The sequence below is a fragment of the Acrocarpospora corrugata genome (genome assembly GCF_009687845.1).
GTDB classification, from domain to species: Bacteria; Actinomycetota; Actinomycetes; order Streptosporangiales; family Streptosporangiaceae; genus Acrocarpospora; species Acrocarpospora corrugata.
Genome location: NZ_BLAD01000073.1, coordinates 53,595 through 67,959, shown reverse-complemented (window position 1 = coordinate 67,959; position 14,365 = coordinate 53,595). Strand labels below are relative to the sequence as shown.

At 71.8% G+C, this 14,365-nt stretch carries 11 protein-coding genes; 8 read left to right on the top strand and 3 right to left on the bottom strand.

The features are described from left to right. The first annotated feature begins 30 nt into the window (after nt 1-30). On the top strand, nt 31-669 hold the full coding sequence (locus tag Acor_RS29295; protein WP_155339993.1) for an HD domain-containing protein: 639 nt from the start codon (nt 31-33) through the stop codon (nt 667-669). Nucleotides 670-718: 49 nt separating this feature from the next. Here the strand turns inward: Acor_RS29295 and glnA are convergent, their stop codons facing one another. Then, nucleotides 719-2,080: a type I glutamate--ammonia ligase gene (gene glnA, locus Acor_RS29290; protein ID WP_155339992.1), complete on the bottom strand. Its 1,362-nt coding sequence runs from the start codon at nt 2,078-2,080 to the stop codon at nt 719-721. A gap of 141 nt (nt 2,081-2,221) precedes the next feature. On the opposite strand from glnA, the gene Acor_RS29285 reads away from it, so the two are divergent. The 3 genes from Acor_RS29285 to Acor_RS29275 all read left to right on the top strand — a co-directional run bounded on the left by Acor_RS29285 (nt 2,222) and on the right by Acor_RS29275 (nt 6,075). Beyond that, entirely contained in the window at nt 2,222-3,133 is a 912-nt protein-coding gene (locus tag Acor_RS29285) for a terpene synthase family protein (RefSeq protein ID WP_155339991.1), read from the top strand. A gap of 82 nt (nt 3,134-3,215) precedes the next feature. After that, on the top strand, nt 3,216-3,953 hold the full coding sequence (locus tag Acor_RS29280) for an expansin EXLX1 family cellulose-binding protein (protein ID WP_170317126.1): 738 nt from the start codon (nt 3,216-3,218) through the stop codon (nt 3,951-3,953). Nucleotides 3,954-4,128: 175 nt separating this feature from the next. After that, nucleotides 4,129-6,075, top strand: a complete 1,947-nt coding sequence (locus Acor_RS29275; RefSeq protein WP_155339989.1) for a sensor histidine kinase — start codon at nt 4,129-4,131, stop codon at nt 6,073-6,075. A gap of 87 nt (nt 6,076-6,162) precedes the next feature. On the opposite strand, the gene Acor_RS29270 is transcribed toward Acor_RS29275, so the two are convergent. Continuing rightward, on the bottom strand, nt 6,163-7,125 hold the full coding sequence (locus Acor_RS29270) for an ArsR/SmtB family transcription factor (protein WP_155339988.1): 963 nt from the start codon (nt 7,123-7,125) through the stop codon (nt 6,163-6,165). A gap of 58 nt (nt 7,126-7,183) precedes the next feature. On the opposite strand from Acor_RS29270, the gene Acor_RS29265 reads away from it, so the two are divergent. The 4 genes from Acor_RS29265 to Acor_RS29250 are packed head-to-tail and all read left to right on the top strand — an operon-like array spanning nt 7,184 to nt 13,732. Continuing rightward, entirely contained in the window at nt 7,184-8,383 is a 1,200-nt protein-coding gene (locus Acor_RS29265; RefSeq protein ID WP_246239266.1) for an MDR family MFS transporter, read from the top strand. Between the two features lie 45 nt (nt 8,384-8,428). Then, a complete protein-coding gene (locus tag Acor_RS29260) occupies nt 8,429-10,441 on the top strand; it encodes a sensor histidine kinase (protein ID WP_155339987.1) in 2,013 nt (670 codons plus the stop codon). Between the two features lie 46 nt (nt 10,442-10,487). After that, entirely contained in the window at nt 10,488-11,936 is a 1,449-nt protein-coding gene (locus Acor_RS45940) for a BTAD domain-containing putative transcriptional regulator (RefSeq protein WP_155339986.1), read from the top strand. Between the two features lie 50 nt (nt 11,937-11,986). Then, nucleotides 11,987-13,732, top strand: a complete 1,746-nt coding sequence (locus Acor_RS29250; RefSeq protein WP_155339985.1) for an NAD+ synthase — start codon at nt 11,987-11,989, stop codon at nt 13,730-13,732. Here the strand turns inward: Acor_RS29250 and Acor_RS29245 are convergent, their stop codons facing one another. Beyond that, nucleotides 13,733-14,347, bottom strand: a complete 615-nt coding sequence (locus Acor_RS29245) for a TetR/AcrR family transcriptional regulator (protein ID WP_155339984.1) — start codon at nt 14,345-14,347, stop codon at nt 13,733-13,735. It abuts the gene before it with no gap. Between the last annotated feature and the right edge of the window lie 18 nt (nt 14,348-14,365).

Sequence of the window (14,365 nt, the reverse complement as noted above, 5' to 3'; positions counted from 1 at the left end):
TTCTCATACGTCCAAGGAGGGGTAACCCTCATGTCCGAGATGATCGCCGGCATCACCATCCCTGACACGGCGCTGGCCCGGGAGACCACCGAGTTCATCCGGGAAACCGCGCCTCCGCTGCTGTACCACCATTCGCGGCGGGTCTACCTCTTCGGCTCGTTGCAGGGCAGGCGGCTCGGCCTGAAGGCCGACGCCGAGTTGCTCTACGTGGGCGCGATGTTCCACGACCTGGGACTGATCGAGGGCCACCGAAGCACCGACCAGCGTTTCGAACTCGACGGAGCCGACGCGGCCCGCCGCTTCCTCACCTCCCACAACGTCCCCGAGACCGACGTACGCAAGGTCTGGGAGGCCATCGCCCTGCACACGACCCCGGAAGTCCCCTACCGGCTGGAGCCCGAGGTGGCACTCGTGACGGCCGGCGTGGAAACCGACGTACTGGGCCTGGACTACGCCGAACTGGCCGAGCACGACATCGCGGCCGTCGTCACCGCGCACCCGCGCCCCGACTTCAAACGCCAGATCCTCCGCGCCTTCACCGACGGCTTCAAGGACCGCCCCGACACCACGTTCGGCACCATGAACGCCGACGTCCTCGAACACTTCGTCCCCGGCTTCCGCCACACCGACTTCGTCGAAGTCATCCTGAACTCCGCCTGGCCCGAATAACGAACCGGGCCGGCGGTTCGCAACCGCCGGCCCAGCCTTTGACGTGCCGTTACAGGACCGGCAGGTAGCGGCCCAGTTCGAACTCGGTGACCTGGCGGCGGTACTCGCTCCACTCCGCCCGCTTGTTGCGGAGGAAGAAGTCGAAGACGTGTTCGCCCAGGGTCTCCGCGGCGAGTTCGCTGTGTTCCATCACGCTGATGGCCTCGTCGAGGGACTGCGGGAGTGGCTGGATACCGAGGGCTCGGCGTTCGCCGCTGGTGAGGGCCCAGACGTCGTCCTCGGCGCCGGGGGGCATCTCGTACCCCTGCTCGATGCCGCGCAGGCCGGCGGCGAGGATGAGGGCGTAGGCCAGGTACGGGTTGCAGGCCGAGTCGAGGGAGCGGAACTCGATCCGGGTCGAGCCGCCCTTGTGCGGTTTGTACATGGGAACCCGGACCAGCGCGGACCGGTTGTTGTGGCCCCAGCAGATGTAGGAGGGGGCTTCGCCGCCCGCGCCCGCGATCGCCTCCGCGCCGCCCCACAGTCGCTTGTAGGAGTTGACCCACTGGTTGCACACCGCGGTGATCTCGGCGGCGTGCTTGAGCAGGCCGCCGATGAAGGAGCGGCCGATCTTGGAGAGCTGGTAGTCGGAGCCGGGCTCGTAGAAGGCGTTGCGGTCGCCCTCGAACAGCGACATGTGGGTGTGCATGCCGGAGCCGGGGTACTCGGTGAACGGCTTGGGCATGAACGAGGCCCAGACGCCCTGCTCCAGCGCGACCTCCTTCATGACCAGCCGGAACGTCATGATGTTGTCGGCGGTGCTGAGCGCGTCGGCGTAGCGGAGGTCGATCTCCTGCTGGCCGGGGGCGCCCTCGTGGTGGCTGAACTCGACGGAGATGCCCATCGACTCCAGCATCATGATCGCGTTGCGGCGGAAGTCGTGGCCGGCGCTGTGCGGGGTGTGGTCGAAGTAGCCGCCCTCGTCGATCGGCTGGGGGCGGACGCCCTTCTCCGGCTTCTCCCTGAGCAGGAAGAACTCGATCTCCGGGTGGGTGTAGAAGGTGAACCCCATGTCCGCGCACTTGGCGAGGGCGCGTTTGAGCACCCAGCGCGGGTCGGCGTGGGACGGCGAGCCGTCCGGCATGAGGATGTCGCAGAACATCCGGGCCGCGCCGGGCGTCTCGCTGCGCCAGGGCAGGATCTGGAAGGTGGACGGGTCGGGCTTGGCGAGCATGTCCGACTCGTAGACACGGGAGAAGCCTTCGATGGCGGAGCCGTCGAAGCCGATCCCCTCGGCGAAGGCGCCTTCGAGCTCGGCGGGGGCGATCGCGACGGATTTGAGGAAGCCAAGGACGTCCGTAAACCACAGTCGGATGAACCGTATATCGCGCTCTTCTAGCGTGCGGAGGACGAATTCCTGCTGGCGGTCCAAGGCGCTACCTCACGGAATGGACATCTCTGGGCATCTACCAGTGTGCCCTTTCTGTGTTTCACATGCGTTACGGGGGCGTGGTGCGGACTCTCCGTCGCGCCTCGCGGACAACGCGTGAATATTGTCCTAGCGTGGGATCACATGAGCGCTGAGCTGCGCATACCGTCCACTGCGGCCATTCTTGTCCCGCTTGCCGAGCTGTTCCCGCCGTTGACGAGTTCGTCCCGGCCGGGTGACGGGAGCGCGCTCCGCGCCTGGGCCGCCCCGTACGGCCTGCCGACCGACGCCGGATTCCACCGCCTGGCGGCCCGCCTGCTGCCCGAGGGAAGTCTGCTGGCCCGCTGGCTGACCTGGGCTTTCGCGTTCGACGACTGGTGCGACGAGGGGACAGGGAGCCGGGACGGCCGGGTCCTGGACCGGATGCTGGCCCGGCTGCGGGAGACCATGCGCACGGGCCACGGCTCCGCCGAGCCGCTCATCGCCGCGTTCGCGGACCTGTGGCGGTCGACGGCCCCGGGGATGAGCCCGGCCTGGTCGCGCCGCTTCACCAACCGGCTGGAGCTCCAGGCGGACGCGTGCCGGGTGCAGGCCGTCAACCGGGCGTACGGGCGGGTGCCGACGGCGGGCGAGTATCCGGCGCTGCGCCGGCACGCCTTCTGCGGCTTCATCACCGACCTGCTGGAGGCGTGCCTGCGGATCGACGTGCCGGGCCGGCTGCACACCTCGCCGCCGTGGCGGACCCTGGTGGAGGCGTCGCTGGACATGATCGCCTGGTGCAACGACATCGCGTCGCTGGGCAAGGAGCAGGGCGACCCGCACAACTACGTACGGGTGGCGGCCGAGCGGATCGGCGTGCCCGACCCCGCCTGGTGGGTGGCCGACCGGATCGCGGAGCGCGCGGAGGACCTGCGGGACGCGGCGATCGCGCTGCCGGGGATGTGCGCCGAACTGCGGGTGTCGGCGGACGTGGCGCCGGTGGCCGCCTGCCTGCTGGCCGGTCCGCGGGCGCACGCCGAGTGGCTGCTGGAGTCGGCGCGCTATAGATCCACGTAACGTAATCACTTGATTTCGCTATGTACACGGTGTGGAGGGGATTCCGAGGCATGCGAAACGCCGGAGCCGGCGGCGAATCGGGTTGGCGGGCGCCGCGGTGCTGGCGGTGGCGGTCGCCGTACCGGTCACCTGGACGGCGGCGTGCGCGGACACGGAGAACGGGCGGGCCTACTTCTACGATCCGGTGACCGGGCCGGGCAACTGCTCGCTGCCGGCGTCCGGGCGGCTGTTCGTCTCGGTGGCGGCCGGTGAGTACGCGGGTTCCGCGGCCTGCGGCGGCTATCTGGACGTCACCGGGCCACGCGGCACGGTCCGGGTCCAGGTCGTCGACCAGTGCACGAAATGCCGGAAAGGTGATCTCGACCTGAGCCGCCCGGCGTTCTCGAAGATCGCCGAGCCGGAGCAGGGGGTGGCCCGGGTCGTCTACGACCGGGTGCGCAACCCGGAGGTCGCCAGGCCGCTGGCGTTCCGGGTCAAGGCGGGCTCCTCGATCTACTGGCTGGCCGTCCAGGTCCTCGACCACGGCAACCCGCTGCGCACGGTCAGGATCAGGGATGGCGCGCACTGGCGCGACCTGCGGCGCGGCGGCGACAACTACTGGGTCTTCGAGCACTCCCCCGGCGAGGGCCCGTTCACCATCAAGGTCACCGACGTCTTCGGCCAGCACGCCACCGCCTCCGGCGTCGACCTGGCCCCCGGGCGGGTCCAGCGCACCACCAAGCGCCTCTACGGCGAGAGCGCCGTCACCCCCGTCACCCAGCACGCGCTCCCGGCCCCGCCGACGCCCATCCCGCCGCCGCGGAGCCCCATGTTCTGCTGAACCACCTGCGCAAAGCCTGCGTCATACGGGGGAAAAGCGTGGCAATCGGTGATTGATCGGGCATCGACCCGAACGCGATACGGTCCGCGCGGACCGAATGACCGAGTGGGGGCGAACCGAGATGGCGGCGCGAGCCGGCACGATGACACGACCGACGCCGGACTCCGTCCCAGCGGTGAAACCGCACTGGCGCAAGGTGCCGGAGGGGTGGGCGCGGGCCGCCGCCGTGGCCATCGCCGGGGTCTCCGTCCTGCTCGAACTCGCCGACATCTGGATCACCGCCCAGCTCCCCCAGGCGACCTACACGCCGCTGCCGTTCGCCCCCGAGGACATGGCCGGGACCGCGTTCCCCGTCTTCGGCGCGCTGCTGGTGATCAGGGGCCCGCGCCTGGTGATCGGCTGGCTGCTCTGCCTGGGCGGCCTCGGCTCGGCCACCAACATCACGGTCTCCAACCTGGCCACGCTGATCGTCCAGGAGGGCGGGCACCCGGCGGTGTCCCTGCTCTGGCTGTTCGCCGCGGCGGTGTGGAGCCTGACCACGTACGCGCTGGGGATTCTGCTGCCGATGCTGTACCCGACCGGCCGGCTGATCTCCAACCGCTGGTGCTGGCCCGGGGGTTTCGCGGCTCTGGTTCTGATCGCTGACTGGTTCCGGGTGCTGATCGGGCCGTCCACTCCCAGGACCGGTCACAATCCGTTCGAGGTGGCCGCGTTCGCGCCGTATCACCAGGACGCCAGGATGCTGCTGTCGGTGCTGATCAAGGTGGCACTGGTCCTGGCCTTCTCCTCGCTGGTGGTCCGGTTCCGGCGGGCGGACGCGGTCGAGCGGCGGCAGATCCTGTGGCCGCTACTGGCCATCTCCGGCCTGGTGGTGCCGTGGGCGATCGGCGACCCGATCTGGTGGACGGCCTCACTGACCATCCCGCTGATCCCAGCCGCGATCACGGTGGCGGTGCTCCGCTACCGCCTGTTCGGCATCGACACCCTCGTCACCCGGACGCTGGTCGGCGCCGGCCTGGTCGGCGTGATCGCGGGCGTGTACGTGCTGGCGACCGCCGCCTCCAGCTTCCTGCTGTCCGGCGTGGACGAATTGTTCGGCCTGGCCGCCGCCCTCGTGGCGGGCGCGTTCTTCCACCCGATGCGGCGCGTTCTGCAACGCCTGGCAGACCGTGCCATGTACGGCACCCGCGGCGACCCCGTCGCCCTGGCCGACGGCCTCAAGGCCCGCCTCCAGCAGGCCGACCCGGTGCACGGCCTGCTGGCCGCCCTGGAGACCCTCAAGGACGGCCTCGCGGTGACCGGCGCGGCGGCCGAGATCGACGGCACGGCCACCACCACGGGGGAGCTCCGCCTGGTCGCCCGCGCCGTCCCGCTGGTCTGGCACGGCCAGCCGGTCGGCACCCTGCTGATCGGCCCGCCGGGCCGCCGCCGCTTCCCGGCCGCCCACGACGAGCGGGTGATCGCCGCGCTCACCCCGTACGTGGCGGACGCCGCCCACACCATGCGCCTCATCACCGCCCTGCAACGCTCCCGGGAGCGCATCCTGACCGCGCGCGAGGAGGAGCGCCGCCGTCTGCGCCGCGACCTGCACGACGGGCTCGGCCAGACCCTGACCGTGATGGCGATGACCCTCAACATGGCCAGGGTGAGCCTGCCCCGCTCCCCCGACCTGGCCGACAACCTGCTCCAGGAGCTGCGCACCGGCATGGACACGGTCTCCGGCGACATCCGCGAACTCGTGTACGGCCTGCGCCCGCCGGCCCTGGACGACCTCGGCCTGGCCGGAGCCGTCCGGAAGCTGGCCACAGAGGGCCCGCTCGTGGAGATCATCGGCGACCTGGACGGCCTGCCCGCCGCCGTCGAGGTGGCCGCTTACCGGATCGTCCAGGAAGCCCTCACCAACATCCGCAAACACGCCCAGGCGACCTGGGCGAAGGTCACCCTGCGCCTTGAGGACGCGCTGATCGTGGAGGTCAGCGACGACGGCGTCGGCCTGCCGCAGTCCCCGGACCCGGGCGTCGGCCTCGGCTCGATGCGCGAACGCGCCGCCGAACTCGGCGGCACCTGCACGATCAGCTCCTGCCAGTCGGGCACCACGGTGACCGCCCGGCTGCCCATCTGAACCCCGGACCCTCCAAAAGCACCCGGACGCTCTGAACGCCCGGACCCCCCAGCTCTGAACGCCGGACCCCGAAAGCGTCCGGACCCTCTAAACGCCGGACACCAGGGCGTCGCCGACCGACGTGCGCCGGTAGAGGACCTCCCGCCCGATCCGCTGGCGGCTCACCAATCCGCCGCCGGAGAGCACGGTCAGATGCTGGCTGACCGCGCCCGCCGTCAGCTCCATCCGCCGCGCCAGCACCGTGGTGGACGCCGGGTCGGCCAGCGCGGTCAGGATCTGCGCCCGGGTCTTCCCGATCAGCGCCGACAGCGCCCCCGGCGTGCACGGCACACCCGCCAGCCACAGATTCCCGGTCCCCCGCGCCGGATATATCAGCATCGGCTGATACGGCTCGCAGAGCACCGCCACATCCGGCCACCGGAACGCGCTCGGCACCAGCACCAGCCCGTCCCCCGCGATGTCGCTCTCGTGCTGCCACGGCCGCGAGGTCACCAGCCGGTCCCCGTGCCAGGACACCGCCGGATGCAGATCCGCGAACAGCTCCCGCACGCCCCCACTGGCCAGCCGCCGGGTCCGCCACACCACGTCGGCTTCGAGCAGCCCGTGCACCCGCGGCCAGAACTCGGCCAGCGCGACCGTCCAGTAGGCGTCCAGGGTGTCGGCCACCCGCCGCACGCCTGCGGCGGGGTCACGCAGGAACCGCTGGATCGCGGGGTCCAGCGGCTGCTGGAGCCAGCCGACCTCCTCGGCGGCCTGATCGGGCGGCGTGAGCCGGACCCGCTGGAGTTCGGCCGCGAAGTCGGGTAACGGGGTATCCGGGGGCGGAGTCAGGAAATCGGGGAAATATCCGTCGGGCGGCACCAGGGCCAGGAGTTCGGTGAGGTCCAGGGCGCGCAGGCGGGGCCGTACCATCCGCAGCCACGGCAGATGCAGCGAGTGCCGGGCGGGGCTGCGCAGCACGCGCAGGCTCGACACCAGTTCCCAGAGCGGCGAGAACGCGAACCGCAGCCGCGCCACGTCGTCGGCGCCGAAACGCCATTCGATGCCCATCTTTTAGCCTCCGCTAAAAGATTCGCACCCCACCGGGGCCGTTGTCCAAGGTGGGCGGGTGACCATCACCGCACCCCCCTCCTTCCTCCAGTCCAAGATCGGCGGCTTCCCCCGGCCGTTCTGGGTGCTGTTCGGCGGCACCATCGTGAACCGGCTGGGCACCATGGTCGAGCCGTTCTTCGGCATCTACCTGACCCAGTCGCGCGGCATGTCGCTGGCCGTGACCGGGCTGGTCCTGTCGGTCTTCGGCGCGGGGTCGCTGCTGTCCCAGCCGCTCGCGGGCTGGCTGGCCGACCGGGTGGGCCGCCGGGGCACGCTCACCGGCGGCATGTTCGCCTCCGCCGCGACCATGCTCGCGCTCGGCTACAGCACCAGCGTGCAGGGCATCGTGGCGGGCATGTTCGTGCTGGGCGTGGTGGTGGACGCGTACCGCCCGGCCTCCCAGGCGCTGGTCGCCGACCTGGTCTCGCCCGAGGACCGGCCGCGCGCGTTCGGCCTGCTGTTCTGGGGCCTCAACCTGGGCTTCTCGATCGCGATGATCACCGGCGGGCGGCTGGCCGAGGCGGGCTTCCTCTGGCTGTTCTGGATCAACGCGATCACCTGCGTCCTGTTCGGGATCCTGGTCTGGCGGGCGATCCCGGAGACCCGGCCGGCCGTCACGGCCAGCTCCGGCGGCTTCCGCGAGGTGTTCGCCGACCGGCTGATGCTCGCCTTCGTGGCCGTGAACCTGGCCTACACCTGCGTCTACCTGCAGGCGTTCTACACCCTCCCGCTGGCCATGGCCGGCCTCGGGACCAGCGCGTACGGCTGGGCGATGGCCGTCAACGGCCTGCTGATCGTCTTCGTGCAGCCGCTGACCAACAACTGGCTGGCGCGCCGGGACCACAGTGTCGTGCTGGCGGCCGGCTTCGTCATCGTCGGCGTGGGTTTCGCCCTGACCGTATTCGCCTCCACCGCCCTCGGCTTCTCGCTCACGATCGCCGTCTGGACGCTCGGCGAGATCCTCACCGCCGGGATGGGCGGCGCGATCGTCGCCGCCCTGTCACCCCCGCACCTGCGCGGCCGTTACTCCGGCCTGTACGGTTTCTCCTGGTCAGTGGGCGCGCTGATCACCCCGCTGCTGGGCACCCGGCTGCTCGCGATCAGCCCGGCGGTGCTCTGGCTGAGCGTGGGCGCCCTCGGCCTGGTCGCCGCGCTGGGGCAGCTGGCCCTGGCGCCCGCCATCCGCCGCAGGGCCCGGCTGGTCGTGGGACCATAATCCCGGCATAATCCCTCTCAATGTGAATGATCGGGGAGCACGGGGATGAAACGCGCGCGGCTGGCGGCCTGGGGGATCGCGGTCGCGGGACTGGTCCCGGTGCCCGCCGCGATCCTGATCCAGCTCCAGCTGCCGCCGGAGTGGTCGGCCAGCGTGCCCATGAGCCCCGACTACGCGGCCGGGATCGCCTTCCCCATCGTCGGCGCGTTCCTGATCGCGCAGCGACCGCGCCTGCTGGTCGGGTGGCTGGCCGGGGTGGGCGGGGTACTGTCCGGGGTGAGCGTGCTGCTGTCCTTCCTGATGTTCCTGGCGGCGGCCGGCGGCGACCTGGACACGGCCGGGCTGCTGCGCATCCTGTCCGTCGTGGCCTGGGCCCTCGGCGGGGGCATGCTGGCGGTCTTCGTCCCGCTCTACTCCCCCGACGGGCGGCTGCCCTCGCCCCGGTGGCGGCTGCTGCCCCCGATCAGTGTGGCCGTCTTCGCCACGCTCGCGTTCCTGGTCGTGGTCCGCCCGTACCCGCAGCCCGGCCTGATCCGGCGCCCCGCGGTGCTCCCCAACCCGCTCAAGATCGAGGCGCTCGCCCCGATCCACCTCCAGCTCTACTCGTCCTTCTACCTGCTGATGCAGCTGTGCGTGGTGGCCGCGCTGCTGGCGCTCGCCTCCCGGCTGCGCGGCGCCGACCCGGCCACCCGGCGGCAGATCGCCTGGCCGCTCAGCGCCTTCGCGATCTACGTGGTCTTCCTGCTGCTCGGCGACGACTACTGGCTGGCCGGAACCCTCTGGACCGGCCTGATCCCGGTCGCGATCATGATCTCGGTGCTCCGCTTCCGGCTGTACGGGATCGACACGGTGATCAGCAGGACCTTCGTGGCGGCCGGCCTGGTCGCGGTGGTCAGCGCCGTCTACTTCGGGGTCGGCGCCCTGTCCAGCCTGCTCGTCTCCGGCTACGACCAGGTCGCCGGCCTGGCCGCAGCCCTGTTCGCGGGCGCGTTCTTCCAGCCGCTCAGGAAACTCCTGCAACGCGCCTCCGACCGCATGCTCTACGGCAGGGTCGGCGACCCCCGCCTGCTGGCCGACCGCCTCACCCAGGAGGTACGGCAGGCCGACCCCACCCAGGCGCTCGGCGCGGTCGCCACGGTGGTCAGGGACGGCCTGGCCGTGGACGGCACCGCCGTCGAAGTGCGGGACGGCGTCCGGGTCGTCTGCGGCACGATCGGCGAGGACCCCCGCGAGATCGCCCTGGTCTGGCACGGGGAACCGGTCGGCCGGCTCCTCATCGGCAGCCCAGGCTCCCGGCGCTTCGCCGCCGCCCACGACGAACGGGTCATCACCACCCTGCTGCCGTACGTGGCCGACGTGGCGCACGCCGCCCGGATGGCCGCCGACCTGCAACGTTCCCGGGAACGCATCCTGGCGGCCCGGGAGGAGGAGCGCCGCCGCCTGCGCCGCGACCTGCACGACGGGCTCGGCCAGACACTCGGCGCGATGGCGATGACCCTCAACATGGCCAGGATCAGCATCAGCCGCTCCCCCGCCACCGCCGACGGCCTGCTCCAGGAACTGCGCACCGGCATGGACGCCGTCTCCGGCGACATCCGCGACCTCGTGTACGGCCTGCGCCCGCCCGCCCTCGACGACCTCGGCCTGACCGGCGCGGTGACCTCGCTGACCAAGGAGACGCTGCCGCCGGTGATCCAGGTCGAGGTGGTCGCCGACGAGCTGGGCGAGTTGCCCGCCGCCGTGGAGGTCGCCGCGTACCGGATCGTCCAGGAGGCGCTCACCAACGTGCGGCGGCACGCCCAGGCGGGCCGGGTGCTTCTCCTGCTGGCCAGGGAGGGCGAGCAGCTCATCGTGCGGGTCGAGGACGACGGCGTCGGCCTGTCCGAGCACCGCCGCGCCGGGGTCGGCACCGCGTCCATGCGCGAGCGGGCCGCCGAGCTGGGCGGCACCTGCGCGATCACCGCGCCCGCCACCGGCGGCACCCTGGTCGAAGCCCGCCTGCCGATCAGCGCCACCCCGGCGGAGCCCGCCGCCGGGCAGGCGGCACGCTCCGCCTGAACAGGTTCCAGGTCTTCGACCAGAAGGCTTTACGCTTACCCATGCGATGGTGATATTCCGTGCGCTGGGCCCGTTCCAAGCGGTCTCAGCCGAACAGGTGCTCGATCTCGGCGGCCAGCGGCAGCAGGCCGTGCTCGCCCGACTGCTCGTGGCGGGCGGCCGGGCCATTCCGGTGAGCACGCTCATCGACGAACTCTGGCCGGGCGAGCCCCCGGCCCAGGCGCTGTCCACGATCCAGGGCTACGTGTCCCGGCTGCGCCGGGCGCTGGAGCCGGACCGGGCGCCGCGCGAGGAGGCCGGGATCCTGGTCTCCGCGCCGCCCGGCTACGCGCTGCGCGCCGACCCAGGCCGGGTCGACGCGTGGCACTTCGAGAACCTGGTCAAGCAGGACGGCGACGACCTGGAGGAGACCTGCCGGCGGCTGGACACCGCGCTGGCGCTGTGGCGTGGCCCGGCGCTGGCCGAATTCGCCGACCTGCCGTGGGCGCAGGCCGAGTCGCTCCGCCTGGACGAGCTGCGGCTGATCGCGGTCGAACGCCGCGCCGACGCCGCCGTCCGGCTCGGCCGGGCCGGCGCCCTCATCCCCGACCTGGAGGCGCACGCCTCCGGCTACCCGCTCCGCGAGGAGGCCTGGCGGCTGCTCGCCGTGGCGCTCTACCGGGCCGGGCGGCAGGCCGACGCGCTGGGCGCGCTCCGCCGGGCCAGGCAGGTGCTCAGGGAGGAGCTGGGCCTGGATCTGGGGCCGACGCTGCAGCGGCTGGAGCAGGACATCCTCGCCCAGGCCGCGCACCTGGACGTCTCCCCCGCCGCCACGGTCACGTTCCGGGCCGCCCCGCCGGGGACCGGGTCGCAGGCGCTGCGCGTGGTGGTGGCCGACGACCAGGCCCTGGTCCGCACCGGCCTGCGGGTGGTGCTGGACAGCGAGCCCGGCCTGGAGCTGGTGGCCGAGGCGGAGAACGGCGAGCAGGCCATCGCCGCCGTCCGGCTGGCCCGGCCCGACGTGGTGCTGATGGACATCCAGATGCCCCGGCTGGACGGGCTGGCGGCGGCCCGCCGGATCCTGGCCGCGGAGGACCCGCCGAAGGTGATCATGATGACCACGTTCGGCACCGACGACAACCTGTACTCGGCGCTGCGCGCCGGGGTGAGCGGGTTCGTGCTCAAGACCTCGCCGCCGGAGCAGCTGATCGCGGCCATCCGGGCGGCCGTGGCGGGCGACGCGCTGATCGACCCGGCGGTGACCACGCACCTGATCGCGGCCTTCGCCGGCCGCCACGATCCGGCCGCGCCGGCCGGGCTCTCCGATCCGGAGATCGACCTGGTCCGGCTGGTGGCGCGCGGCTTCACCAACCGGCAGATCGCGGTCACCCTGGCGGCGCCGGAGCAGGCGGTCGCGGACGAGGTGAGCGGCCTGCTGAAGCGGCTGGAGCTGCTGGACCGGGCCCAGCTGGTGGTGCTCGCCTACGAATCGGGTCTGGTCAGCCCCGGATCGTGAGCTTATCGTCAAGTTGACGACAACAATCGGCGGGCCGTACCCTTGGTGACGTGGCCCAACTCCGCATCGCCCTCGCCCAGACCAACCCCGTCGTCGGCGACCTCGCCGGAAACGCCGACAAGCTGATCGCGTGGACCCGCCGCGCCGCCGACGGCGGCGCGCACCTGGTGGTGTTCACCGAGATGTTCCTCACCGGGTATCCGGTGGAGGACCTGGTGCTGCGCACCTCGTTCGTGGACGCCTCCATCGCCGGCCTGGACGCGGCCGCCGCCCGCCTCGCCGCCGAAGGCCTCGGCGACCTGCCGGTCGTGGTCGGATACGTCGACCGGGCCAACCGGACCCACCGGATCGGGCAGCCGAAGGGCGCGCCGCTGGACGCCGCCGCCGTGCTGTACCAGGGGCGGGTGGTGGCCAGGACGGCCAAGCATCATCTGCCCAACTACGGCGTCTTCGATGAGTACCGCTACTTCGTCCGCGGTGACCGGCTGCCCGTCTTCCGGCTGCACGGGGTGGACGTGGCCGTGGCCATCTGCGAGGACCTGTGGCAGGAGGGCGGGCCGGTCTCGGCGGCGCGGGCGGCGGGGGCGGGGCTGCTGGTGGTGCCGAACGCCTCGCCGTACGAGATGGACAAGGACGACGTGCGGTTCGCGCTGTGCGCGCGGCGGGCCGGGGAGGCCGGGTGCGCGCTCGCCTACGCCAACCAGGTCGGCGGGCAGGACGAGCTGATCTTCGACGGGGACTCGCTGGTGGTGTCGGTGGACGGGGAGCTGGTGGCCAGGGCCGGGCAGTTCACCGAGGAGCTGCTGATCACCAATCTGGAGCTGCCGCTGGGCTCCGGCGAGCCCGGCGAGTTCCCGGTGGACGCCCTGGACGGGACCACGATCACGGTCGAGCGGGTGGTGCTGTCGGCGGAGCCGCTGGCCGCCTACCCGGCCGAGCCGCCGGTGGTCGCCGAGCGGCTGGACGACACGGCCGAGGTGTACCAGGCGCTGGTGCTGGGCGTGCGCGACTACGTGGCCAAGAACGGGTTCCAGTCGGTCATCCTCGGCCTGTCCGGCGGGATCGACTCGGCGCTGACCGCCACCATCGCGGCGGACGCGATCGGCCCCGACCGGGTGCACGTGGTGCTGATGCCGTCGCGCTACTCCTCCGACCACTCCGTCGGGGACGCCGAGGAGCTGGTCCGCCGCCAGGGGCTGCGGTCCCGGGTGGCGCCGATCGCCGACATCGTCAACGCGTTCGAGAAGGAGATCGAGCTGACCGGTCTGGCGGCCGAGAACCTCCAGGCGCGGGTGCGCGGCATGCTGCTGATGTCGCTGTCCAACCAGCACGGCCACCTGGTGCTCACCACCGGCAACAAGAGCGAGCTGGCCACCGGCTACTCCACCCTGTACGGCGACTCCGCCGGCGGCTTCGCCCCGATCAAGGACGTGCCGAAGAGCCTGGTCTGGGAGCTGTCCCGGTGGCGCAACACGCAGTCCACGCCGCCGCCGATCCCGGAGAACTCGATCACCAAGGAGCCGAGCGCGGAACTGCGTCCCGGTCAGCGGGACACCGACTCGCTGCCGGAGTACGCGGTGCTCGACCGGCTCCTGGACGACTACGTGGAGCAGGATCGGGGCCGGGCCGAGCTGATCGCGGCCGGGCACGACCCCGAGCTGGTCACCCGGGTGATCCGGCTGGTGGACACGGCCGAGTACAAGCGCCGCCAGTACCCGCCCGGCCCGAAGATCAGCCCCAAGAACTTCGGGCGGGACCGGCGCCTGCCCATCACCAACCGGTGGCGGGAAGGCTGATCAGCTGGGCCGGAAGCCGCGCAGGGCCTCGTCCACGATCCGGGGCGCGAGGTCGGCCGGGACGACGCCGCCGGGGAGGAGGCCGTGCGCGGCCCCCTTCGTGTACCAGAGCATGGTGCCGGTCAGCATCCCGATGGCCATCTCGACGTCCAGGTCGGGGCGGAGTTCCCCGGTGGCGACGCCGCGTTCCAGCACGGCCCGCATCGCCGCCCTGCGCGGTTCGATGGCGGTCCGCTGGAAGCGCTCGTACAGGCGCGGGTGGCGTTCCGGTTCGCTCATCGCGATGTTCATGATGCAGCGGGTGCGCACGGTCAGCGAGTCCTGCCGCATCACGTCCAGGTAGGCGATCAGATCCTCGCGCACCGTCCGGCCCTCGATCTCCGGCAGCGGGGCCTTGAGGGTGGCCAGCGCGTCGCCGACCAGCTCCTCCTTGTTGGCCCAGCGCCGGTAGATCGTGGTCTTGCCGACTCCGGCGCGGGCCGCCACCGACTCGATCGACAGCTCGGACACCGAGGTGCCCTCGCCGATCAGATCCAGGGTGGCGTCCACGATCGCCTTCTCGGCCCGCTCACTCCGGGGACGCCCCGCGGGTCTGGCGGTGCCCATCACGGTCATCCGGAGCCTCCTCTCGTG

Bases quoted from the DNA above. Each gene is read 5' to 3' on its own strand.
- Acor_RS29295 (WP_155339993.1), top strand. From the start codon at position 31: ATGTCCGAGATGATCGCCGGCATCACCATCCCTGACACGGCGCTGGCC.
- Acor_RS29285 (WP_155339991.1), top strand. From the start codon at position 2,222: ATGAGCGCTGAGCTGCGCATACCGTCCACTGCGGCCATTCTTGTCCCG.
- Acor_RS29260 (WP_155339987.1), top strand. From the start codon at position 8,429: ATGAAACGCGCGCGGCTGGCGGCCTGGGGGATCGCGGTCGCGGGACTG.
- Acor_RS29270 (WP_155339988.1), bottom strand. From the start codon at position 7,125: ATGGGCATCGAATGGCGTTTCGGCGCCGACGACGTGGCGCGGCTGCGG.
- Acor_RS45940 (WP_155339986.1), top strand. From the start codon at position 10,488: ATGGTGATATTCCGTGCGCTGGGCCCGTTCCAAGCGGTCTCAGCCGAA.
- Acor_RS29245 (WP_155339984.1), bottom strand. From the start codon at position 14,347: ATGACCGTGATGGGCACCGCCAGACCCGCGGGGCGTCCCCGGAGTGAG.